Genomic DNA, 24,614 nt, shown 5'->3' with positions numbered 1-24,614 from the left:
TCGTCTTCATTTACCTGTACCTATAGTTGTAATTACGGTTGGGTAATAATGTGGACCAGGGTCATTACGCCTGTGCCGATATCTTCGGTGCCGTCAAGGTTCACCCGGTACATCATGTTGCGGTTCTCCCAACCTGCCGTTGCGGCCAGCCCGGTCTGGAAGGTGCCTCCCGCTCCGAAGCTCTGCCAGCCGGCCCAACCGGGGATCCAGCCGGTGGCGTCATACTGGAAATCGCTCACGGTCAGGTTGGCCAATGAAGTGGTCATGGAAGCGGTATAGCCGTAGGTGTACGGATCGTTTGATAGGATCTGCACGGTTGCGTTGTTCGTGATCACAAAAGGGGTGGTCACGGCCGGCGGGTACAAAGGATTAAGCGACAGGTCAAGCGTCCAGTTGTGTTCGACCGCAGGAATGTTGATGCCCAGCCGCCCCGGGATGATCACGGTGAATGTTACGTTGTGGGATACCGGCGAAGTGCCGGTGATTGCATCGGCCCATACCATACCGGCGGTTGCTGCCAATACGGCAAGAAGAATTAGTAGTTTCTTCATTTCCTGCTACCTTTTTCAATTTAAAGTTTAACTGGCGCCGCTACAGAATAAACAGCAGCGACTGCATCTGTTGCTGACCTTAAGCCTGCAAACAAAAGCAACCATTGTCGGTGCCTGCATGCCGGCTCTGAGCCTCCCGCCCATACCACGTCACCCGGTGTTTCCCGGTTTTTTCTCTGCTCTAACAGGTCTTTTATCGCCTATACTGCGCTGAGAGGGGCGTCACCACAAAGCCCATCATCCCGGCCCGATCCTCGATCTGGGCCGGGATGAAAATCGCCAATGCTCTTTTTGGGTGGCGCCCCCCTGTTGTCATTTGCCTGTAGTTGTAATTACGGTTGGGTAATGGTGTGGACCAGAGTCATTACGCCAGTGCCCACTGCCTCGGTGCCGTCAAGGTTCACCCGGTACATCATATTGCGGTTGACCCAGCCAGCGGTCGCAGCCAGCCCGGTCTCGAAGGTACCGGCCGCACCGAAGTTCTGCCAGCCTGCCCAGCCAGGGATCCAGCCGGTGGCGTCATACTGGAAATCACCCACTGTCAGATTGGTCAAGGTTGTTGTCATGGAAGCGGTATAGCCGTAAGTGAACGCATTGTTGGAGATGATCTGCACGGTCGCGTTGTTGGTGATCAGGTACGGGGTCAGGGCGGCCGGCGGATAAGTCGGATCTAATGCCAGGTCAAGCGTCCAGTTATGCTCGATAGCGGGAATGTTGATGCCCAGCCGTCCCGGGACGATCACGGTAACCGTAACGTTGTGGGATACCGGGGAAGGTCCGGTGATTGCATCGGCCCATACCATGCTGGTGGCCAGCACTAATGCCGTGAGAATCAGTAATGATTTCCTCATGTTTTTGGGTTCCTTTCTATTGATTTGTTGGTTGACATCAGCCAGGCCCTGCTGATAAGGAATGCTTTTTTTCAAAGATGCGTTTCCTTTCGTTTTGGTTATTAATTAATGTTTATGTTGTTTATTAAATAACAGTGTTTTGGATCACTTGACATACAGCAGTGACCGAGTCTGCGTCTGGCCCCCGCTGGCCAGCCGGCAGTGGTAGACGCCCGCGCTCACAATCCGTCCTCCGGCATCCCTCCCGTCCCAGTTTACGCTGTGCTCTCCGGGATTCTGAACTTCACTTACCAGGCTCCTCACCAGCTGTCCGGTGATGTTGTAAACCCTTAGACTGACCGCCCCCGCAGCCGGCAGTTGATAGGTGATGGTGGTGGTCCGGACGAACGGATTGGGCCGGTTCTGTTTTAAGCCGAATTTCGGGGTCAAGCCTCCGGGGTATGCGCCGTCAACATCCAGGAACTTGGCCCAGTCCTCGTAAGCGCCTATGTCCGGGGCCGTTCCCAGATAGGGCAGGCCCACCGGGATCCCGGCGTTGCGGCAGGGGCTGGTGGACAGCAGGTGATAAGCGGCCGTATACTGCGGATCGGCCGATATGTCGTGGACGCCGGCCGGGACAACGTTGGTGTCTCCCGGAGCCTGCGGGTTCTTGTAGTTATAAGTGTTGTTCCAGATATTATTATAGTCGCTGAAGACCGAGCCGGAGCTGTCCCAGCAGATGCCGTAGATATTGTTGGTGCTGTTGGTATTGCGGATGACCAGCGTCCCGCTGAGGCCCTGGACATGGATGCCGGAATTGAGGTTGCCGTCAAATGTGTTGTTGTATAGCGAATCGCCGCTGCTGCCCCATAGATCGATCCCAAAAAAGCAGTGGTCCGAAAGGTTGCGGCAGACCGTGGTGCGGGTGTCCGAGTCCAGCACAATGCCGGCGTCTATCATACCCGAGATCCGGTTGCTGTCGATCCTGACCTGGTCCGTTCCCCATAGATAGACTCCTTCGGCCGGGTTGACGTTGTCGGCGGCGGGTCCCACGGTGTTGCCCTTGATTAGCGATGTTGTCGAACTGACGGCCAGAAGCCCGAAGCCCATGGTGGGGACATAGATCCGGTTGTTGGTGAACTGCACCTGGACGGCATCCTGGAAATAGGCCGAGACCACGCTGCCGGGATAAACCGTGAATCCGTTGAAGGTAATGTAGGAAGCGGCGCTGTCGATGATGGAGCCGTCCGCCCCGCCGGCGTAAAGCAGGGGAGTATGCCCGGCCTGGGCGGTGATCACCGTCCGGTTGGCGGCGGTGCCGGAATGCCGAGGAGTGAAGGTCAGCCGGCCGGTGTAACTGCCGCTGCGGGCATAACAGGTATCGGTACTGCTTATCACCTCCACCGCGTGGGTCATGGTCTTTAGCGGCAATGCGCTGGTGCCGGGATTAAGGTCGCTGCCGGCCACGGCATCCACATAGATGGCGGAATTGCGGGGTTTGTGGACATTAGCCCGGATCATCACATCCTGGGTCTCCAGTCCCCGGAAAGGGGTCCAGCTCCCGGTGAATTCCCAGGTCCTGCGGGATATGGGACTGTTCTGGTCCAGGCCAAAGCGCACGGTGGGATCGGATGTTTTTACGCAGATGAAGAACTTACCGTTGGAAATGGTGATATTTCTGGTGGTGTAGGAAATCGGTATCCATTTATATTGGTTATTGCCGTTCACCCTTATCGTGTCGGTAGCCAAAAGGGTTCCCGGCCCCCCGCCCGGCCCGGAGGCGTCATAAACCTGTATGAATATGGCATCCTTGTTGCGGTAATTGATATAGACCTGGGCGCTGTCCACCATCACCGGGTAGCGGCTTAGCTCGAAATACGATCCGAATCCCTTTTGGGCTGTGGCACTGGCCCCGCTCCAGGCCCAAAAAGCTTCGGCGGTGTTGTCGTCGTAGCGCAGCCACGACTGGTAAGCCACCACCGGCAGTTCCACGATCACCGAATCGTTGGCCGGGTTGGCCGGGCTTTCGGCCAGACCCTCGGTCCTGACCACCAGGGTATAGGTGCCGGCCACCATAGGATTGAATGTTTTAATGAAGGCCGTGTCCTGCTGTTGGCTTTTTGACAGCGCGATGTTCAGGATGGTGTCGGCGTAGACCACCGTTCCTGCCGCGTTCCTTATCCGGCAGATGGTCATGGGAATGACCACCGGTCCGGTCCCGAAATTTGCCACTGAAGCCTGGGGCTGGAACATATCCAACGTATGCATCACCAACGCCCCGCTTTGGGGGTTAAGGGCCCAGGCCGCGCCGGCATCGGTGGAAGTGTATGAGGAACTGGCCGGCGGATATATCCTGACCGCCCGGCCCGCCGCCGGAAGATTGCCGGCCGGGACGCCGTTGTTGTAGTAACTTAAGCCCACCGTGCCGTTATTGTTCTCTATGCCGATGCTGGCATTGGCGGCGGGAAAGGCCGGGTCGATGCGGTGGTATTGCAGTTTGATGGAGCTGTCGGCACTGGTCAGCAGTATCTGGAAATTATACCAGGCCGTGGTGTTCCAGCCCCGCACCCCGTTCCAGCTTACCACCAGCGAATCGTTGCGGGAGCGGTATTTGCACTTGCCGGCGTTGGTAAGATCAAGGTCTATGCCCAACCCGCCCACCAGGTCCTGGGGTTTGGCCAGGTTGGGAAAGCCGTTCTCCCCGCTTGCATAAGGGGTCCAGCCCCTCAAAGGCTGGGACAAGGAGATCCCGCCGTTGGCATGAACCCAGAACTGAGTGGCAGTGTTCCAGTAATATGGGAACGGAGAAGTGAAACCGATGTTGAACGGCCCGGAAAAATTGTCGTCCCCCAGGCCGGTAACGGTGGTCCAGCCCGCTCCGATGGTGTCGATCCAGACATAGGCGGGGCTGCCGGCCTGTACCGGGTTATTGTCGATGTAGCTGTAGCCGTAGGCATCCGGTCCGCCAGTGCCCTTGCTGCCGGACATACCGGCGGACCCCTGGCCGGTTAAAGGAACAGCCTGCCCTGTCAGCGGTGTAAAAATACCAGCCGACAGAATCAGCATTATGTATAACCTAATGTTCATCACTATTATTGAGACGGACTCAGGGTAAATACCAGGGGCAGGCTGTAATTCCCGGCCGGGTTCTTAAGACTGGTCACCAGCCGGTATTCCACCAGGATATACAGCCCCTCGTTGGGCGTGGCATCGCCCCGGGCTATGGTCATGGCCTGGCCCTTGGCAAAGCTCAAGTATTCTTCCTGCTGCTCCCGGACATTCTCGGTACTGCCGCTGAGGCGTGATTTGAATTCCAGCTGGCTGCAGGGAATGGTGTTCAATGCATTATCGGTGCACAGGAAATCGGTGTTGGCAGTAGCGGCCAGCGCCCACGGCACATTGCTTTTTATGGTGACCATCACCGGACTGCTCAAGGCCACCGGTCCCGAGGCAAAATTTTTGGTAAGCTGAACCGAGATCTGCGAACGGTCTATTTCCATGCTCAACAGCGCCGGGTTTTTAAAATCTATCGTCAGCGATGAATTCACCTGGGCCTGGGAAATGCCGCAGCAAATCAGGATAAATACAATGACTAAAATATTACTCTTCATGATTACACGCGCTTTATAGTGATTTTCATTAATGACCGGGGATGGTTTTAAAATTGACGGGCTTCCGGAAAAAAATATTTTTATTTGGTTTTTAGCCAACAGGCATTTTCCGTTTTTAGACAAAAATCCCGCCCTAGTATTGCCCAATGTAAAAAACATTGATCAGGATGGCGGGAATGATCCAGGGCCTATTTGAGAACGATCATGATGCTGCGTTTTTCGGAGCGGAAAATTATCTTCCCCTCCCTGGCCAGCCATCCCAAGGCAAGACATAAATTCTTGTCATCAAGTCCGGTAAGTTTCTTAAGTGTGGTTGCGGTCTGGGAACCTTTTTGATTCAGTGCTTTCCAAACCAACCCCGCATTTCCGCCGATCTCCGCAATATCCATCTCAAACCTCCACTTAACTATATTTGCATAATCTATGCCAACAAATACAGCCCTGATTTTGATAACGATTTTATCATAATCTTTTGGGAAAGAATTGGGCGGATCATTGAGAATGTCCGGTACAAACCCTTGTTTTCTGGCCCCTTATATTATATTGCTCTTATTTGACCAATAAAAGGGGTAAAGGAAATCAGCTCTAAAGTTACATCGGCTAATTTACCTGTACCGAGAGAGTGATCATAACTGAGAAATAATGTATCATTGATAATAATGCCTCCGGACCATCAATTTTAGACTTTCTGCAATCTTTGCATTGTGCAAATGTTTTGCACAAAATGGTGGGCAATGAGGGGCTCGAACCCCCGGCCTTCTGCGTGTAAAGCAGACGCTCTAACCAACTGAGCTAATCGCCCATCTTATATTTTGCATTCGTCATCCTGAATTTGTCATCTTCCGGTGCCAGCGAAGAACGCCCAATACCAGTGTTATGAATGCGTTACTAAGGGATTTGATGATCTCTTGAACGCCTGTTAAAACACGGATATTGAGGTAATGCCAAAGTTTAGAGAATTCTCTTTTTTTGACGAACTGGATAGTCTATCAGTTTAAACTATAACAAATTATGCGCTTAAAGTCAAGTAGGGAATTAGAGTATTATTGTTTTTGTCCTACCGACCCTAAATAGCCTATGGGATCTATGGCTTTCCCCTGAAACCGAACCTCGTAATGCAGGTGGGGGCCGGTAGATCGGCCGGTGGAGCCTACTGCTCCTATGATCTGCCCCTTGATCACCCTGTCCCCTATCTCCACTTCTATCAAGGAGAGATGGCCAAAACGGGTGGTATAGCCGTTCCCGTGGTCCAACTCTATCAGGTTTCCGTAATCCCCCTTGCGGCCGGCATAGATCACCACCGCCTCGGCCGGGGAATAGACCGGAGTGCCTTTTGGAACTGCAATATCCAACCCGGCGTGGTTCTCGGTATGGCCGCTGCGCCGCCAGCGCCTGACCCCGAAGTTGGAGGTCATCCGGCCGAACAGCGGGGCCAGTTCCGGGGTGTCGGATACCAGGGATTCCTTGGTGGAAAGATAGGCGTCGATCTCCTTGAGTTCTACGTTCTGCTCCCCTATTCCCGGGCGGACCTTGTTTTCCAGGGGGCCGGGATCTATCGGCTGGTTCACGTCCTGCCAACCGATGTAGGTCCGCTCGCCGGCCGGGCCCCCGGCGGCCTCGTTCTCGTCCACTATGTTGGAGGACTTGAAACCGGATTGGATCTTGACCTTGATGGCCAGTTTTTTGAGGTTGTCCAGCTCCCGGGCCAGCCCGTTGACCGAGGACAGGTAGACCGAGCGCTCCTTTTTAAGCTGGGCCTGCAGCGATGAGATATCGTGGGACAGGGAATCCTTTACCTGCCCGTAGCCTTTGCGCTCCTCCCGCAGGACCTCGTTCTCCTTGAAGGTGGGCTCAAAGGCCGTCTTTAGCTTGTGGTGGTAAAGCAGGTGCCGGGCGATGAAAAATCCGGAGACGCCCAGCCCCGCCACGGTGATGAGCAAGAGGGCATTCAGCCACTGCGAGTGGAAGAACACCGACTTGCCCTGCTCCCCGTGGTGCGGCAGGATGATGAAGGAATAAGACTTTTTGAAGATCATAAGCTCCCCTTTTGCCACCAAGACACAAACACGATTTCCAATTTTCCATTTTTTAAATAACTCTTGGTGCCTTCGTGTCTTTGTGGCAGTTTATTTCAGTACCCCCAGTTTCTTGCCCACCTTGGTGAAGGCTGCAATAGCCTTGTCCAGGTGCTCCCGCTCGTGGGCCGCCGAGATCTGGACCCGGATCCTGGCCCGGCCCCGCGGCACCACCGGGTAGAAGAACCCGACCACGTAGATGCCCTCGTCGTAAAGCATCCGGGACATCTGCTGGACGATCTCGGCCTCGTGCAGGATTATGGGCACTATGGGATGTATCCCGTCCCGGATGTCGAAACCGGCCTCGCGGATCTTCTGCCGGAAGTACTTGGCGTTCTCCATCACCTTGTCCCGGAGGACGGTGGAACCCTGCATCATCTCGATCGCCTTGATGGTGGCGGCCACTACTGACGGACTGATGGTATTGGAGAACAGGTAGGGCCGGGAGCGCTGGCGCAGGAGGTCCACGATCTCCTTGCTGGAGGAGACACAACCGCCGGAGGCCCCGCCCAGGGCCTTGCCAAAGGTGGTGGTGATGATGTCCACCCGGCCCATCACGTCGAAATGCTCGTGGGTGCCGCGGCCGGTGGAACCCACGAACCCGCTGGCATGGCTCTCGTCCACCAGTACCATGGCCTCGTACTCCTCGGCCAGGTTGCAGATCTGCTCCAGCGGGGCCAGGTCACCGTCCATGGAAAAGACCCCGTCGGTGACGATCATCCTAAAGCGCTTGTTCATGGTCTGCTTCAGGTGATTTTCGAGATCGTGCATGTCCATGTGCTTAAAGCGGCGCCGCTCGGCCTTGCAAAGCCTGATGCCGTCGATGATGGAGGCGTGGTTCAGCTCGTCCGAGATCAGGGCGTCCTCCTCGCCTAAAAGGGCCTCGAACACGCCCAGGTTGGCGTCAAAGCAGGAAGAATACAGGATGGCATCCTCCATGCCCAGGAATTTGGAGATCTTCCGCTCCAGCTCCTTGTGTTTGTCCTGGGTGCCGCAGATGAACCGGACCGACGACAGCCCGAAGCCCCGTTCCTCCAGGCCCTGCTTGGCCGCGGCCACTATGGCCGGGTGGCTGGAGAGCCCCAGATAGTTGTTGGCGCAGAAGTTGATGACCTCCTTCTGGGGCGAGTTGGGCGGGTACTCTACCTTGATGCTGGCCGCCTGGGGCGTGTGGATGTAGCGCTCCTCCTTGAAGAGATCGGCGTCCTGCAGTTCCACCAGTTCCTTGCGGTAAAATTCCTTTACCTTGATGTGAAGTGCCATGATGAGTTGGTGATTACCCCTTGTTTTATATGTGAAAGATAAAAGTTAACAAAGTTTAAATCTCAGGGCTTCAAACATTCACCTTTTGAGACTATCTTGAATTTTTCAAGTTGATTTCATAATCAATTGTGTCGATATTGACTTTGGTCCTATAAAAACCGTTTTTCTCCAATACTTTTTGCGAGCCAATATTGCTAGCCAATACATCAATGGCTGTGACCTTCTCTATTTTCTTTGTATTCCAAGCCCAGGCGACCATCAAGCTTAGAGCTTCTGTGGCGTATCCCTTTCCCTCGAATTCTCCCGATATTCCATAACCTATCTCAGCTGATTTTTCTTCTTTATCTATCCCCTTAAAACCTATCGTCCCGATCGCTTCCGAGTTGTCATTCTTTATTATTAGCCAGTAAGTAAGCCATAGTTTATCTTCATTAGCAGCACTTTTCATCATTACAAGCTTTATATTAATTGCTTTTTTTAATGGCTCGGAAATCGCAAGTGATGCAATATTGACGTTATTTATATTATTCTGACCTGTTAAGAGAGCCTCAAGATCCTGTTCCGATAAAGGCCTTAGCTTGATTCTATCACTGATCATCTTTCTGCACCAGCGCTTGAGTAAATGTTTATTGCATGCCAACCTGGTTGGTATGCAATTTTGCGGTTTTTAAACCTGGACAGTAAGCACAAACGGCGGGACGGGAGTTAAATCCCTTCCCGCCGCATTGTTACTCTCTAAATTACGGCTTGTATTATAGCCTGGATTGCTTCACCCGTCAACTACTGGGCCTTCTCGCAATGACACGTAAGCCCGAATAATTGAAAACCCTTGGTGTCTTTGTGTCTTGGTGGCAAATGTTTTACAGTCCGTACTTGGCTATGATCTCGTCCTTCTTCAGCCCCAGTATCCCGTACTTCTGGCCGATCTTGGTAAAGGCCGCCAGGGCCTTGTCCAAATGCTCCATCTCATGTCCGGCCGAGATCTGGGTCCTTATCCGGGCCTGCCCCTGGGCCACCACCGGGAAGAAGAAGCCCGTCACGTAGATCCCCTCGTGGTACAGGTCGCGGGCGATGTCCTGGGCCAGCTTGGCATTGTACAGCATCACCGGGACGATGGGGGTATCGCCCTGCTTCAGGTCGAAACCGGCCTTGGTCAGGCCCGCCCTCCAGTAGGTGGTGTTCTTTTCCAGCTTGTCCCTGCGGTCGGTGGATTTGGAGAGGATCTCCAGCACCTTTAGCGATCCGGCCACCACCGCCGGGGGCATGGTGTTGGAGAACAGGTAGGGACGGGCCCGCTGCCGGCACATCTCGGCGATCTCCTTGGGGCCGCTTACCGAGCCGCCGGTGGCGCCGCCCAAACCCTTGCCGAAGGTGGTGGTGATGATGTCCACCCGCTTCATCACATTGTGGTACTCGTGGGTGCCCCGGCCGGTCTTGCCGATGAACCCGGTGGCGTGGGAGTCGTCCACCATCACCATGGCGTCATACTTGTCGGCCAGGTCGCAGATCTTGTCCAATGGAGCGATGTCGCCGTCCATAGAGAACACCCCGTCGGTGATGATCATCCGCAGACGGCAGCTCTGGGCCTCCTGCAGTTTCTCCTCCAGGTGGGACATGCTGTTGTGCTTGTAGTTGAACATCTGGGCCTTGCACAGCTTCAGCCCGTCGACGATGGAGGCGTGGACCAGCCGGTCCGAGATCATGGCGTCCTCCGGGGTCAGCACCACGTCGAACAGCCCGGCGTTGGCTTCCATGCAGGAGGGGAACAGGCAGGTGCCCTCCATCCCCAGGAACTCGCTCATCTTGATCTCCAGCTCGTTGTGGATGTCCTGGGTGCCGCAGATGAAGCGGACCGAGGACAGCCCGTAGCCCCGGGAATCCAGGGCCTCGTGGGCCGCCTTGACCACGTCTGGATGACTGGAAAGCCCCAGGTAATTATTGGCGCAGAAGTTCAGCACCTGCTTGGGCTCGGCCCCCTTGGGGTATTCCACCTTGATGCTGGCGGCCTGGGGCGACTGGATGTATCGTTCTTCCTTGAAGATCCCCTTGTCCTTCATCCCCTGGAGTTCTCCGGAATAGAAATCCTTGGCTTTGGAACTGTAGGCCATCTTACCTCCCTTATAATCTGAATACTGAATATCGAATTCAGAATTTTGAATTAGTAATTAGTGATTTAGTTTAGACCTTGGCTCCGAATTTTTTGATCAGCTCGATGATGTTGTTGACCGAGTCAAAAGCCTCGGGGGTGGCGTCCTCGTCCGGCAGCTTGATGCTGAATTTCTTTTCCAGGTAGGTCTTCAGGGAGACCATGGAGAACGAGTCCACGATCCCGCTGGAGATCAGCTTGGTGTCTTCCTTGACCTCCTGGTCGGAATCCTCGTCCAGGTACTCTTTTTTGACGTATTCGATGATCATTTTTTTGATTTCGTCGGACATTGTTGTCTCCTAAAGTAAACTGTTTATTGATTGATTTTTTGCCCACTAAAAAGCACGAAATAGTCTAAAAATATAAAATTGGGGGTTGTTTCGAGTTTTTTCGTGTTTTCCGTGAGTGCGTTTCTTTTTGCCCACTAAAAAGCACGAATATTCTAAAATATAGATTAGGGGTAGTTTCGTTTCTTTTCGTGTATTTCGTGGGTGCGTTTCCTTTGCCCACTAAAAGAACTAAACATTCTAAAATAAGTTTGAACCAAGATTTTTCGCGTCTTTTCGTGTGTTTCGTGGGAGCGTTCCTAGTCATTTTCCAAAGTGGAGATGTCTCCGATCTCCTCGCCCCACTCCTTGGCCCGCAGCATCCGGCGCATGATCTTCCCGCTCCGGGTCTTGGGCATCGAGGCCATGAACTCGATCTCCTGGGGCATGGCCAGCGGCGACAGCTTCTTGCGGATGAAGTTCATGATGTCCATCTCCAGATCGCTGGAAGGTTCGAAGCCCGGCTTGAGGGCGATGAAGGCCTTGACCACCTCCATGTTGAGGGGATCGGGCTTGCCCACCGCGGCCGACTCGGCCACCGCCGGGTGTTCCAGCAATGCGGACTCGATCTCGAACGGCCCCACCAGGTGGCCGGCGGTGTTGATGACATCGTCATCGCGGCCCACGAACCAGTAGTAGCCGTCGGCGTCGATGCTGGAGCGGTCGCCCGAAAGGTACCAGCCGTTCTTGAACTTGCCGTCGTAGGTTTCCTTGTTGTTCCAGTAGGCCCGCATCATGGAGGGCCAGCCGGGCTTGAAGGCTATCAGCCCCACGGTGCCGGGATGGTTCACCGGCTCAAAGGTCTTGGGGTTGACCACGGTGGCGGTGATGCCGGGGAAGGGCTTGCCCATGGATCCGGGCTTGACCTTCATCCCGGGATAGTTGCAGATCATCATGGCCCCGGTCTCGGTCTGCCAGAAGGTGTCGTAGAACGGCTGGCCGAAGGCCTTCTCCGACCAGATCACGGCCTCGGCGTTCAGCGGCTCGCCCACGCTGCACAGGTGGCGCAGGGAGGAGGTGTTGTGCTTCTTGACCGCCTCCACTCCCTCCTTCATCAGCATCCTGATGGCGGTGGGGGCCGAGTACCACATGGTGATCTTCATCTTCTCGATGAAGGCGTACCAGTTCTGGGCGCTGAAACCGGCGTCCAGCACCACCTGGGTGACCCCGTTGGCCCAGGGCCCGATGATGCCGTAGGAGGTGCCGGTGACCCAGCCGGGATCGGCGGTGCACCAGTAGATGTCCTCCGGTTTCAGATCCAGCACCCACTTGGCGGTGATGTACTGGGCCACCAGGGAATTGTGGACGTGCTGGGCCCCCTTGGGCTTTCCGGTGGTGCCCGAGGTGTAATGCAGCACCGAGGCGGTCTCGGGCTCAACTTTTACGATGTCGAACTTTTCCACCCGGGGCAGTTTTTCCATGGCAAAGGCGGCCTCACCGGCGTTCAGCGGCTTGTCGTCGGCGTCCACGATGATGATGGTGGCCAGCTCCGGCAGGTCTTTGCGGATCCGGCGGACCTTGCCGGCATGTTTCCTGGTGGTCAGCACCGCCTTGGTCTTGGCGTCGTCCAGCCTGGTGATCAGGGACTCTTCGCCGAAGGCCGAGAACAGCGGCTGGGCGATGGCCCCCATCTTTAAGATGCCCAGGAAGCAGATGTACAGCTCGGGGATCTTGTCCATGAACAGGCAGACCCGGTCGCCCGGCTTGACCCCCTGGTCCTGCAGAAATTTGGCGGTGGTGTTGCTGTAGGCCCGGATGTCGTCGTAGGTGTATTTCTTGATCTCGCCGGTGAACCCTTCCCAGATCAGGGCCAGCTTTGAGCCCAGGCCCTTTTCGCAGATCCGGTCGCTGCAGTAATAACCGATGTTGTACTGCCCGTTCTTCCCGTACTCCAGCTCCTGTTCCGAAAGTTTCCAGTCGAAACTCTTGTAGCGATCCTCGTAGGAACCGATGTTGCTCATTCTGTTTCTCCCAAGTTAATATTTTTATTCCTTTGGATTATTTAGGAAACCTACCACAGAACCACGGAAAGAAAAGAAAACCGGAAAAATGCGATACATTAAAATGCACCTGCATAATTATTCCGTCAGTTCAGTATTGCCGCAGTAAAATTCGTTTTTATATTTTAATTTCGATTATTACGCAGGCCGTGGCGTATTCCCTGGTGCTGGAATGGCTGACCATGATCTTGGGGTTTGAACCCTCCGGGACAAATCGCATCAAGGATCCGGCGATGACTGCCCGCATGTCCTGGGAGATCTGGATATCGTGCCAGAAAGACCCCTGGCTTAGGCCGCATCCCAGGGCCTTTAAGACCGACTCCTTGACGGCGAACAGCGAGGCGTAGAACCGGTCCCGGTTTGCCTTGGGCGCGCGGGACAGTTCCTCGGGCGAAAAGACCTGGGCCAGGAATTCCTCCTTGTCCTTAAGCGTTCTGAACCTGTCCACCGCCACGATATCTGCCCCGATGCCAAGAACCATCTTACTCAAATCCCAGGCACTAAACTCGAAACCCTAAACAATATCTAAATACGAATGGATAATTCTCAAAACTGTTTTAAGTTTAGTGTTTCGGTATTAGCGCTTGTTTAGTGTCCTTCGGCTTTGCTCAGGACAAGTTTAGAAATTAGCCTTTAGATATTATCCCCGGTTCCTTTTAGCGCCAGCATTCAGAAAAGTATAGCATCTGTGAATTTCAAAGTCAACGGCAATCAAGTAAACCTGCCTACCGGCTAATGTGCGGCTAAATGTCTCATCAAAGCTGCGTCCAAGTTCCCCGTATCAACCCTGGTTGTCGCGTTAAGAACCATCAGTGAGCATCGCAGTTGACGGCGGTTAAAAGCTTGTCTGGCCTGTTTGAGGGCTGGCCAAAGCCCGAGTTCAGACAAGCCCGACGGCAACGAGAAGCGCAGCGCCCGGATGGTTCTTTGCGACGAGCTTTTTTCTTTTTGGTTCTTTTTCTTAGTTGGCGGCACAAAAAAGAAAAAGAACATTAACAATAAGTTTTGGCAAGAAAAACTGTTTTATTGTATCTTGACCGGGCCCAGCGGCAGCACCACTTTCCCGTGCATCTCGTTGAAGACCTGGGCGATGGCCGCGTACATGGCCAACAGACCGCAGACGATGCCCTCGTACCCGGCAAAGGTAAGGATGGCGGCATTCCCGGTGGCCTTGCCCGCCGCCAGCAGGAAGAACAGGACCACCAGGGTCCCGAACACCAGCTGCAGGGCCTTGTTCAGCCTGAGGGTGCCGATGAACAATAGGAACGAGAAGAAACCCCAGACCGAGAGGTAGCTGGCCATTGAGGCCGGGGACGGGGCCTCGGTCCAGCCCAGCTTGGGCATCACCATCAGGCCCACCAGGGTGATCCAGAAGGCGCCGTAAGATGTGAAGGCCACAGTGCCGAAAGTGTTGCCCTTCTTCCATTCCATGATGCCGACGATCAGCTGGGTGATGCCGCCGTAGAACAGGCCCATGGCCAGAATGGCGCTGTCCAGGCCAAAGAACCCGGCATTGTGGAGGTTCAAAAGGATAGTGGTCATGCCGAAGCCCATCAGGCCGAGGGGAGCGGGATTGGCGGTGGTGTCCTGGATCTTGGTGGCGTTGTCCATGCAGCGTCTCCTGAAAATTTGGATTTTATGGTTAGGTTGGTTTTGTTTTTTAAGCCGGGGTAACTGAAAGAATATAAGCCTTAATGATATCAAAATATCGGCTTTAATGCAATAATATAAGACAAAAAAACGCCCCGGAAAACCGGGGCGTTTGAATGTTCCAACTTCGACCATTTCTATCTTATCAAGAAGAGCTGTTATAGTTTCATCCTCTTCTTGTCCGCGTCAAAGCCCTTGACCTAGTCCTTTGGCTCTCACAGGCGGGTGCTTATTTCACCCCCCAGTCCAAAACGACCTTGCCTGATTTGCCGCTGCCCATGACCTCGAACCCCGATTTGAATTCTTCGATGGGAAAACGGTGGGTGATGACAGGGCTGATATCCAGCCCCGAGCGGATCATGGCGGTCATCTTATACCAGGTCTCGAACATCTCCCGGCCGTAGATCCCCTTCAGGAACAGGCCTTTGAATATGACCTTGCCCCAGTCAATGGCCTCATTTTCGCCCATGATCCCCAGCATCGCGATGCGACCTCCGTTGAGCATGGCATCGAGCATGCTGCGGAAGGCGGCGGCGTTACCCGACATCTCCAGACCCACGTCAAATCCTTCGGTCATCCCCAGGTCGCGCATCACAGTCTTCAGGTCTTCCCTGGCCACATTCACGGCCCGGGTGGCTCCCAGCTTCTTGGCCAGGTCCAGGCGGTAATCATTGACGTCGGTGATGACTATGTTGCATGCGCCCGCGTGCCGGGCGATGGCCACGGCCATGATGCCTATGGGGCCGGCCCCGGTGATCAGCACGTCCTCCCCCACCATGTCAAAAGAAAGGGCGGTGTGGGCCGCATTACCGTAAGGGTCGAAGATCGAGACCACCTCGTCGGGGATGCTGTCCGGCACCGGGAAGACATTCTCCGCCGGGATAGCCAGATATTCGGCGAATGATCCCGGCCGGTTGACGCCGACGCCGGTGGTGTTGGGGCAGAGATGGCGCTTGCCCGCCCGGCAGTTGCGGCAATGGCCGCACACCAGATGGCCCTCGCCCGTCACCCGCTCGCCCCCCTTGTACCCGGTGACGGCGCTGCCCACTTTCTCAATGACCCCCACGTATTCGTGCCCCACCGGCATCGGCACGGGTATGGTCTTCTGGGCCCATGGATCCCAATTCCAGATATGCATGTCGGTGCCGCAAATGGCGGATTTGTGAATGCGGATAAGCACATCGTTGGGTCCCATCTCCGGCAAGGGTACATCCATCATGGTCAGGCCCGGTGCCCGCTCGTTTTTTACCAGGGCGCGCATTTGATCCCTCCTCAAATTTTAAATGATTTTATGATATTGTATATTTATTCCCCCAGAAAGTAACCTGGCTATTTCAGCATCCACCATTTCCCGGCTGTTCCCCTGTTCAAGAACCAACCGGGCGAAATAATGAATCACCTCGCAGCAAGCTGCGAGGTGTCTCAAGGTAATTTTGTTTAATGAAAACCTTACGGTTTTCAAATGCCTTCATTTTTTGAGGCATTTCCTGTGCTCCTGTGATTATATGTTATGGGTTTGGTTATTGGTTCTTTTGCCGTTCCGTTAACTGCAACAATTCCGCCTCGATCTCCGGCTGGGAAATTCCCTGTTTCAAGGCTTCTGCGGTATAATTCCTGGCAGCCTGCTCGGCCAGGGGTTTATTGCCCAGACGACAATAACACTCAACCAGACAGCCCAGGGCATTTTTAAATTCGTATGGCAGATCGCTTGATTCGGCCAAAGCAAGGCCCTTTTTGATGTGGGAAATTCCGGCATCGTTATTATCCCTGAACACCCTGTTTTTGCCCAGCCAGCTGTAGCCTCCGGATAAAAACGACATCATCTTCATCTTTTCCGAGACATCTATCAGGCGGATAAAACATTCTTCTGCTTTTTCGTGTTGACCGGCCGAAAAATACAAAGTCCCGGCTTCACCGTGCCGGTATGTAACCAGATGGGGATCAGTCAGGCCGTGCCCGCTTATTATCTGATCAGCCTTTTGCAGGAACTCCTGGGCCTTGTCGAACTCCCTTTCCCCCGCTTGCAATCCTACCTGGGTTAAAAGGTTGTTTACGATACCGCGGTAGTCATTTACCTGCTCGCGCAAGGCAAGCGAGCGAATCAATAAAGCCTTGGCCTGGGTTATATCTTTCTGGGCCATCAATATCTGTGACATGGAATGTAAAACGTGGGCGGTGCGGTAAATGTCATTCTGCCTTTCAAAGCAATCAAGCGCCTGTCTATAGAGTTCCAGCGCCCGGGGATAATTGCCTTGAATGTTATGGATATTTGCCAGGTTGTTCCTGACTATGCCGACCGAGGTATCCATTTCTAATTTTTGGTAATGTTCCAGAGCCTGGAGAAATGACTCTTCGGCCAACCTAAAACTGCAGCGCCGCAGGTGGATGTTTCCCGAAGTATTCCAAGCGCTGGCCCGGTTTTCATGATTGTCAACAACCTCAGATGAAATGACCAGCCGGGTCAGCTCCAAGCCTTCATCAAACCGGCCCCACAGATAATACAGCGCCGCCTTTTCGGCCAGAACCTTGTTCTTCATTTCAGCCTGGCCAACTGTTTCGGCCAAGGCTGCCGCCCGGTTAAGCCGGGACTCCGTATCCGGGTAGTCGGTCAGCAGTTTGGCGACCAAGGCGCTGTTGACCAGCAGTTTGACCACCACTTCGGCTGTTATTTCCTTCTTGGGGTGCATCAGATTTTCGGGCTTTATTGTCAAAGCAGTTTCACAAAGAATTTCCGGTTTTACCAAAGGGATAAGAATAGCTCCAAAGTCATGCTTGGCAGGAAAAGATATAAAACGGCAAACTGTAAATCGGGAATTGTAAACAATTCTTAGTTAGTGACCCTTCGGCATGGCTCAGGGCATGCTTTGTGTCTTAGTGGCTAGTGTACTTAATCGGTAAGAATATCACGATAAATTTGGGATGTCAATGGTAAAATGGAAATGTCCGATTATACTTGACAAGACCTTGTAATTTAGGCTAAAATAATGGTTTACTGTCAATAATACAATCATTATCACTTAAGGATAGGAGCTTAGTTTAAGGCGATGAGAAAAGCCAATCTATGGAAAGCCTTGCTTACTGTGGTCCTTTTGGCAGCGGCCATCTGGCAGCTGATCCCCACATTCAAGCTGCAGGGTTTGACCGAGACCCAGAAGGCCGAAATGCCCCGCGAGGAGCTGAACCGGCTTTACACCAAGGCCATCCACCTGGGCCTGGACCTTAAGGGCGGCATGCACCTGGTGATGGAGATCAACCGCAAGGGCCTGGCCAAGGCCATGGGCAAGGAACCGTCTGATATCACCGAAAAGGAGATGTCCGACGCCACCGACCGGGCGCTGGAGATCATCAACAACCGGGTGGACCAGTTCGGCGTGGCCGAGCCCTCCATCCAGAAACAAGGCAGCGACCGGATAGTGGTCCAGCTGCCGGGGGTGGACAAGGACCGGGCCCGGGGCCTGATCGGGACCACCGCCCTGCTGGAATTCAAACTGGTCCAGGAGGACAAGGTGACCATGGAGGTGCTGGACAAGATAGACAAGGCCCTGTTGTCCGACAAGACCCGGAAGATCGCCTCTGACAGCGCCATGCTGGGAATTGAGGACAAGCCCTTCAGCGCGCTTTTGGCCCCCACCGGCAGCGAACTGATGGTGATGGAGCAGGACAAGCCCCTGGTGGAAAAACTGCTGGCCGATCCCCTGGTGGTCGCGGCCATCCCCCCGGACTACCAGTTCCTGTGGGGCGAGAAGAGCAGCGGCGAGAACTTCCGGGGCTATCCGTTATATATGATGAAAAAACAGCCTGAGATCACCGGGGCCTCGCTGGCCGAGGCCCGGATGGGGGTGGGCACGGCCGACAATCCCGGCGGCCTTTATGTGGACTTTGTGCTGGTGCGCCAGGCAGCCAATCTCTTCTCCCGGGTCACCGCGGCCAACGTCAAGCGGCGGCTGGCCATCGTGCTGGACGGCGTGGTCAAGTCGGCCCCGGTCATCCAGGAGCGGATCCCCAACGGACGGGGGCAGATAACCTTGGGCACCTCCTCCAATCCCGACCAGGCCAAGGACCTGGCCATCATCCTGCGGGCCGGCGCCCTGCCAGCCCCGGTGGAGATCATCGAAGAACGTTCGGTGGGCCCGACCCTGGGACTGGATTCCATCTCCAACGGCATGAAGGCCACCCTGATCGGCGGCGCGGCCGTGATCCTGTTCCTGGTCGCCTATTACAGCCTGAGCGGGCTGATAGCAGTGATGGCCCTGGGGCTGAACGCAGTGCTGCTGCTGGCGGTGATGGCCGCCTTCCGCTTCACCCTGACCCTGCCCGGCATCGCCGGTGTGGCGTTGACCATCGGCATGGCGGTTGACACCTACGTGCTGATATTCGAGCGCATCCGCGAGGAGATCCTGGCCGGCAAGACGGTCCGGGCGGCCATCGAGGCCGGATACGACAAGGCCTTCACCACCATCCTGGATTCCAACGCCACGGTCTTCTTCTCCTCGGTGGCCCTGCTGTGGTTCGGGACCGGTCCGGTCAAAGGATTCGCCGTTTCGCTGATCATCGGCCTGTTGGTGTCGATGTTCACCGCCGTAGTGGTCACCAGATTGATCTTTGACTGGATCACAGTCAGGTGGAACACGTCCAAACTATACATTTAAGGAGACAGCAGCATGATTTCAATTTTCAAAAGCATCCCCAAGTTCGCCTTTATACCCAACCGGTATAAAGCCTATATATTTTCCATCGCCATCACAGTGGTGGCCATAGTTTCGGTGCTGGCCCACGGGGGCCTTAAGCTGGGGGTTGATTTTACCGGAGGAACCCTGCTTCAGGTGCATTTCCAAACGCCAGCCAGCACCGATCAGGTCCGGGCCGCGCTGTCCGATGCCGGGTTCAGCATCTCCGAGATCCAGAAGATCAAGGACACCGACAAGATCAAGAACGCCTTCCTGATCCGGACCGGCCTCCAGAACGACGCGGCGGGAAAGGACAGGTCCATGGGCCAGCAGATGGCCGAGGCTTTGACCCAAAAACTGCCGCAGAATGCGGTGACCGTCGACAGCGACGAGACCGTGGGGCCCAAGATCGGCAAGGAGCTTCAGCTGAAGGCGCTTTGGGCGGTACTGGTGGGCCTGTTGTTCATCCTGATCTACGTTAACTTCCGGTTCGACTTCCGTTTCGGGGTGGCTGCCATCATCTCCCTGTTCCATGACGTGGCCTGCACCGTCGGCTTCATCTCCCTGACCGGCATGGAGTTCAACATGCAGTCGATGGCGGTGCTGCTGACCATCCTCGGCTACTCCATCAACGATTCCATCGTGGTGGCCGACCGGATCCGGGAGAACGTCAAGAAACCCCACAAGGAGACCTACGGCGAACTGGTGAACCGGTCCATCAACGAGACCCTGTCCCGGACCCTGGTCACCGCCGTGTCGGTCTTCCTGGTGCTGATCGCCCTGCAGCTTTTCTCGGGACGGGTGCTGTCCGATTTCACCAAACCCATGCTGTTCGGACTGATCATCGGCACTTACTCCTCGATCTTTATCGTGGCCAGCCTGGTGGTGGACTGGGAAATAAAATCCCCCATCAAGCGCAAGAAATAGTTTTCCATTACAGAAAAAATCCCGGCATATCATGCCGGGATTTTTATTTTATCCCGAGGCGGTTTTTAGGTCAAAAATAATCTTAAATATTGTTGACTTTAATCCTCTTTCATAGTATCATAATTAGATGTATTTCTAAGACATTACAAAGCAAATAAAACACAATGGAGCGAACTCAACAATGAAATGGTTATCCGTATTTTTGGCGCTCAATATCCTGCTTTCGCCGTTCACGGCCTCCCTGGCGGTGGCCCAGAGCCAGGCCCGGGCCAGCGTGGCGGTGATGGATATGGAGCCCAAGGGAGTGCCCGAGAACGAGGTCTCGGCCCTTTCCGACCGCCTGCGCACCGAGCTTTTCCGCACCGGGGCCTTTGACGTGATGGAGCGGGGCAAGATGCAGGACGTGCTTAAGGAACAGGGTTTTCAGCAGAGCGGGGCCTGCAACACCGACGCCTGCGCGGTGGAGATCGGCCAGATGATCGGGGTCCAGAAGATCATCGGCGGCTCCCTGGGCAGGGTGGGCAAGACCTATACCGTGAACTTGAGGATGATAGACGTCAAGACCGGCCGGATCGAGCGCAGCGTCACCGAGGACTACACCGGAGAGATAGACAAGCTGCTGACCAGCACCATGAAGACCGTGGCCTACACCCTGGCCAACTCGGTGACCACGGACCAGAAGGCCCAAAAAGCCGAGAACAAACAGGACCAGAAGTCGGAGAAAAAGCCGGTGGCTCAGGCCATGCCCAAGCCTGCCTCCGAAGGAAAACCCCTCTACAAAAAATGGTGGTTCTGGGGAGGCATCGGCCTGCTGGGCGCCGGCGGCGCGGCCGCGGCTCTGGCCGGCGGCAGTTCCACTCCCGCCGTTGATGAGACCCCGATCGTAGACAACACCATCCCCCTCCCGCCAACCATAAGGCCATAAGGAGAAAAGACAATGAAAAAAATATTTTTTGCTCTTATATTGACTGTTGCTTTATCCTCGATGGCCCTGGCCGGGGTATGGCAGATGAGTAGCCACATGCTCCAGGGAGCGGCCGACGACATGGCGGTGACCACCTTCAAGGATTCGCTTGGCAGCACCTGTATCATGACCATTGGAGGGCAGCGGGGCGGCAGCTCATTGTATGATGTCACCTATTATAATCCGGCCTCAAATTACTGGTATAATAAGGCGCCGATCCCCAAGACCCTGATCGGAGCCAGGGCGCTCAGTATTAGTGATACCTTGGTCTTTCTTAACGGGGGATACAGCCAGTCGGCCGGCAGCTACAGCACCACCACCTACACCATGCGGGATACCGGGTACTGGCATGAAGTATCCGGCCTGGCCACCACCGGCTACATGGCCAATCACGGTTTTGTCTGGCTTCCCAACGTCTATTCCGGGGTATATATGTATGCCGTTGGCGGCATGACCACCGGTCCGGCCGACAGCCTGATGGAAAGACTGGACCCCCAGTCAATGACCAAGACCTGGAGCAAGGATATGCCCGCCGCCCGGGCCAACGCAGTGGTGGCCGGGGCCCTGGGTCAGGACGGCAAACCGCACATCTTCGTGATCGGAGGGAAGAGTTTTAGCGGGGTCCTTACCAACACCGTGCTGGTATATGATACCACCGGGCCACAGGGCTCATGGACATACAAGACCAACATGCCCGGCTCCGGCCGCTGGCAGGCAGCCGGGGCGTTGCTGGGAGGAAAGATCTATGTGATCGGCGGCATCGTTGACCTCATCGGCACCGTCACCCGCCGGGTCGACATCTACGACCCCCAGACCGACACCTGGACCCTGGGGGACTCCATACCCGAGCCGCTGTGCCGGGCCGGAGCCGCGGGATTGAACAACGCCATCTACGTCTTTGGCGGATACAATAAGACCACTTCCATGCAGAGCGACAGCGTCTGGCAGTACCGGCCCCTGGCCCCCAGCCCGCCGCCGCTGATCCAGCCGCTGAACAACGCCCTGACAAACAACAACTACCCCGAGTTCTACTGGGGGTCGGTGCCGGGTTGCACCCAATATAGGTACGAGATATCTTCAGATCCCACTTTCGTCACCATTGACGTCGCTCAGGGCTCCACCTCGGACACCAGCAAGCTTTATCCCTCAATATATATCAGCTCGGGAGGATCTTATTTCTGGCGGGTTAAGGCCTACAACTGGTCCCTGCCCGACAGCTCCGGCTGGTCACCGGTGCGAAAACTGACCTTGGACCTGACGGGACCAAGCACTCCAATACTTTCAACCCCGGCAGACGGTTCCATCCTGAACAGTTCCAACGTTAATTTCTCCTGGTTCCCCGTGGACAGCGCCGTGGTTTATAATCTGCAAATAGACAACTTTGACGGATTATTCATCACTCCGTTGATCAACGATTCCACCATCTCATCAACTGGGATATCCATCAACCTGACCTCATATGGCGGGGGCGACGACTTGTATTACTGGCGGGTGAGGGCCAGGGACTCGGTTGGCAACTGGTCGGGCTGGAGCGAAGTTCCCACGTTCACCGTTGACATGACCGCTCCCTACGTAACCTATACCGACCCGGCAGGAAGCGCAGGCAATATTCCTGTTTCCAGCCCTGTTGTCATCGGATTCTCCGAGGGAATAAATCACACCAGCGGCACAGGCTTTTCCTTCACCTGCTCCCCGGATCCCGGAAACTGGATAGAATCCTGGAACTTGGCCAGCGATACCGTGACCCTCACTCATGCTCCATTTGTAGCTGGACAAAATACACAGTTCATGGTCACTGCTGCCACCGACTTGGCCGGCAACAACCTGGTATCCAGCTACGGGTGGAATTTTACCACCGCGGCCGCCAGCCTGCCCCCCCGCCTGCATGTCCAACCATGCACTTCGGCTACCGCCGCCTACGCCCAGGGATTTAGCGCTCAGGTTTCAGCTGTTAAGCCTGGTGCAGTAAGCGGAAATTGGGGGATAGCCGGAGTTTCCATCAGGTTTTACGTTCCCGGGACCCATACCCTGATCGATTCGCTTAACTTATCCAACTACTCAGATAGCTTATGGGGTGCCAATGCTGGCTCCTCTTTAGGTGGCCAAAGCTTCCCGCGGGCTGACGGACTGCAATACCGGATCGCTGCCCGGAGCGATGAAGGGGCGGTGACCATTTATCCCGACTCCACCCAGTCTATGGCCGCCGGTTTTTATCACCACCACCCGGTCTCCATCAACTCAACCGAAGCCAAAAACATTTTTACCATAGCAGTTCCCAATGACCAGTGGCGGATGTACTCTTTCCCGGGCAATATGAAGAACATCTCCATTTATAACGAACTGTCAGACGATCTGGGAAGCTACGACCCCGCCAAATGGAGGCTTTTTACCTGGGATTCATACAGCTCCAAGTATCTCGAGCATGGCGGCCCCAATACCTGTTATGTCGACAATTTGCGGGCCTTCTGGCTGCGCCACCGGATGGGGGGTGTGGTTACCATTGATCTGGAAGCCACCGCCAACGGCGGGCTGGAGACCTGGACCTCGGGCGATGACAATTATCCCGGCGCTTTGACCGGCTTGCCCGAGGGCTGGACGGATATTGCCAACCCCTTTATGTTCCCGGTGCCGTGGGATTCCGTTGTATATAATCCAAGCTTGGGAATTCAAGGCCCCTATGCTTTTGACGGCTCTGACTGGCAACTGCCGGTCACGGTCAGCACCCAGCCCATGATGCCTTTCAGGGGCTACAGCTACAAAACGCCTGTAGGCAATGCGTCCAGCCTTTGGATCATGCACCGCCGGGCGCCGGGATATAAGAACGAAACCCCGGCGCTGCAGTGGCCCCAGGGATGGCGGGGCCAGGTGGCAGTCAGCACCAATGACGGAAGCGACGGCCAGAACTTTTTCGGCATCGGCGCCGGAATGACCCTGGGCAAGGATGCTTACGATTACTCCGAACCGCCCAAGGGCATTGCCGGAACCGCCGGGTATTTTAAACTGGAAGACGGCGAGTGCGCCGTGGATCTGCGCCCGGAACTGGGCGACGGCCAGACCTGGGATTTTGCGGTGGACTGCCAGGGCCAGACCAAATTGACCCTCACCCTGCCGGTGGAATTCCCGGCCGGGACCGAATGTTACCTGGCCGATCTCAGCCGCCAGGTTTCGGTGAACATCAAAGACAACAACACTTACAGCTTTGCTCCGGAACCCGGCGAGACGGTCAGGGAATTCAAGATAATAGCCGGAAAGGTCGATTACGCCAAAGCAGTTCTGGGGACCTCCTTTGCTCTGCCGGCTGTAACATTGCTGGCACAGAACCGGCCCAATCCCTTAAGGGACAATACTTCCATCAGTTATCAGCTGGCGGCGGATGGACCGGTGAAACTGGCGATATACAACGTGGCCGGGCAACTGGTGAAGACCATAGTGAACCATCCCCAGATGGCAGGCCGCTACACCGTTTCCTGGAACGGGCGGGATGAATCCGGACGGCAGGCCGCCACCGGCGTTTACTTCTACCGCCTGACCGCCAACGGAACCTCGGCCGCCCGGACCATGAACCTGATCAAATAAAACCGGCACGGATCCAAACGAAAAAGCG

Annotated in this window: 19 protein-coding genes and 1 tRNA gene; 4 read left to right on the top strand and 16 right to left on the bottom strand. The window is 55.2% G+C overall.

Annotation, left to right across the window (positions count from 1 at the left end):
- Window positions 1–32: 32 nt before the first annotated feature.
- The 16 genes from Q7U71_00395 to Q7U71_00320 all read right to left on the bottom strand — a co-directional run bounded on the left by Q7U71_00395 (window position 33) and on the right by Q7U71_00320 (window position 17,139).
- Window positions 33–551, bottom strand: coding sequence for a hypothetical protein (locus Q7U71_00395; protein ID MDO9390218.1), 519 nt, complete (start codon window positions 549–551; stop codon window positions 33–35).
- A gap of 332 nt (window positions 552–883) precedes the next feature.
- On the bottom strand, window positions 884–1,477 hold the full coding sequence (locus tag Q7U71_00390) for a hypothetical protein (GenBank protein MDO9390217.1): 594 nt from the start codon (window positions 1,475–1,477) through the stop codon (window positions 884–886).
- Window positions 1,478–1,546: 69 nt separating this feature from the next.
- On the bottom strand, window positions 1,547–4,369 hold the full coding sequence (locus tag Q7U71_00385) for a right-handed parallel beta-helix repeat-containing protein (protein MDO9390216.1): 2,823 nt from the start codon (window positions 4,367–4,369) through the stop codon (window positions 1,547–1,549).
- A gap of 104 nt (window positions 4,370–4,473) precedes the next feature.
- Entirely contained in the window at window positions 4,474–4,992 is a 519-nt protein-coding gene (locus tag Q7U71_00380; protein MDO9390215.1) for a hypothetical protein, read from the bottom strand.
- Between the two features lie 188 nt (window positions 4,993–5,180).
- Window positions 5,181–5,381 carry a winged helix-turn-helix domain-containing protein gene (locus Q7U71_00375; protein ID MDO9390214.1) on the bottom strand — a complete coding sequence of 67 codons (201 nt, stop codon included), beginning with the start codon at window positions 5,379–5,381 and terminating at the stop codon, window positions 5,181–5,183.
- A 336-nt stretch (window positions 5,382–5,717) separates the two neighbouring features.
- A tRNA-Val gene (locus Q7U71_00370) sits at window positions 5,718–5,794 on the bottom strand.
- A 241-nt stretch (window positions 5,795–6,035) separates the two neighbouring features.
- Window positions 6,036–7,028, bottom strand: coding sequence for a M23 family metallopeptidase (locus tag Q7U71_00365; GenBank protein ID MDO9390213.1), 993 nt, complete (start codon window positions 7,026–7,028; stop codon window positions 6,036–6,038).
- 90 nt (window positions 7,029–7,118) lie between these two features.
- A complete protein-coding gene (gene kbl / locus Q7U71_00360; protein MDO9390212.1) occupies window positions 7,119–8,330 on the bottom strand; it encodes a glycine C-acetyltransferase in 1,212 nt (403 codons plus the stop codon).
- A gap of 91 nt (window positions 8,331–8,421) precedes the next feature.
- Window positions 8,422–8,928, bottom strand: coding sequence for a GNAT family N-acetyltransferase (locus tag Q7U71_00355; GenBank protein ID MDO9390211.1), 507 nt, complete (start codon window positions 8,926–8,928; stop codon window positions 8,422–8,424).
- A gap of 262 nt (window positions 8,929–9,190) precedes the next feature.
- A complete protein-coding gene (kbl, locus tag Q7U71_00350) occupies window positions 9,191–10,438 on the bottom strand; it encodes a glycine C-acetyltransferase (protein MDO9390210.1) in 1,248 nt (415 codons plus the stop codon).
- 70 nt (window positions 10,439–10,508) lie between these two features.
- Complete coding sequence (locus Q7U71_00345; GenBank protein ID MDO9390209.1) at window positions 10,509–10,766, bottom strand: acyl carrier protein; 258 nt, start codon at window positions 10,764–10,766, stop codon at window positions 10,509–10,511.
- 296 nt (window positions 10,767–11,062) lie between these two features.
- Window positions 11,063–12,763, bottom strand: coding sequence for an acetate--CoA ligase (acsA, locus tag Q7U71_00340; GenBank protein ID MDO9390208.1), 1,701 nt, complete (start codon window positions 12,761–12,763; stop codon window positions 11,063–11,065).
- Between the two features lie 157 nt (window positions 12,764–12,920).
- Window positions 12,921–13,283 carry a holo-ACP synthase gene (gene acpS, locus Q7U71_00335; protein MDO9390207.1) on the bottom strand — a complete coding sequence of 121 codons (363 nt, stop codon included), beginning with the start codon at window positions 13,281–13,283 and terminating at the stop codon, window positions 12,921–12,923.
- A 542-nt stretch (window positions 13,284–13,825) separates the two neighbouring features.
- Window positions 13,826–14,413, bottom strand: coding sequence for an acetate uptake transporter (locus Q7U71_00330; protein ID MDO9390206.1), 588 nt, complete (start codon window positions 14,411–14,413; stop codon window positions 13,826–13,828).
- 268 nt (window positions 14,414–14,681) lie between these two features.
- Window positions 14,682–15,713, bottom strand: coding sequence for an L-threonine 3-dehydrogenase (gene tdh / locus Q7U71_00325; protein MDO9390205.1), 1,032 nt, complete (start codon window positions 15,711–15,713; stop codon window positions 14,682–14,684).
- Between the two features lie 259 nt (window positions 15,714–15,972).
- Window positions 15,973–17,139 (bottom strand): tetratricopeptide repeat protein, encoded by a 1,167-nt coding sequence (locus tag Q7U71_00320; protein ID MDO9390204.1) that lies wholly within the window; start codon window positions 17,137–17,139, stop codon window positions 15,973–15,975.
- A gap of 357 nt (window positions 17,140–17,496) precedes the next feature.
- On the opposite strand from Q7U71_00320, the gene secD reads away from it, so the two are divergent.
- The 4 genes from secD (at window position 17,497) to Q7U71_00300 (ending at window position 24,586) form a co-directional block, all read left to right on the top strand.
- The gene (gene secD, locus Q7U71_00315) at window positions 17,497–19,101 is read left to right on the top strand and encodes a protein translocase subunit SecD (protein ID MDO9390203.1); all 1,605 of its coding nucleotides are present in this window, start codon (window positions 17,497–17,499) and stop codon (window positions 19,099–19,101) included.
- Window positions 19,102–19,113: 12 nt separating this feature from the next.
- The gene (gene secF, locus Q7U71_00310) at window positions 19,114–20,046 is read left to right on the top strand and encodes a protein translocase subunit SecF (protein ID MDO9390202.1); all 933 of its coding nucleotides are present in this window, start codon (window positions 19,114–19,116) and stop codon (window positions 20,044–20,046) included.
- Window positions 20,047–20,227: 181 nt separating this feature from the next.
- Window positions 20,228–20,971 carry a CsgG/HfaB family protein gene (locus Q7U71_00305; GenBank protein ID MDO9390201.1) on the top strand — a complete coding sequence of 248 codons (744 nt, stop codon included), beginning with the start codon at window positions 20,228–20,230 and terminating at the stop codon, window positions 20,969–20,971.
- 12 nt (window positions 20,972–20,983) lie between these two features.
- The gene (locus Q7U71_00300) at window positions 20,984–24,586 is read left to right on the top strand and encodes an Ig-like domain-containing protein (GenBank protein ID MDO9390200.1); all 3,603 of its coding nucleotides are present in this window, start codon (window positions 20,984–20,986) and stop codon (window positions 24,584–24,586) included.
- The last annotated feature ends 28 nt before the right edge of the window (window positions 24,587–24,614 follow it).

It is taken from the genome of bacterium (assembly GCA_030655055.1).
Taxonomy (GTDB): Bacteria; Edwardsbacteria; AC1; order AC1; family EtOH8; genus UBA5202.
The sequence above is the reverse complement of the archived record's forward strand: the minus strand, read 5'-3'. Positions and strand labels throughout refer to the sequence as shown.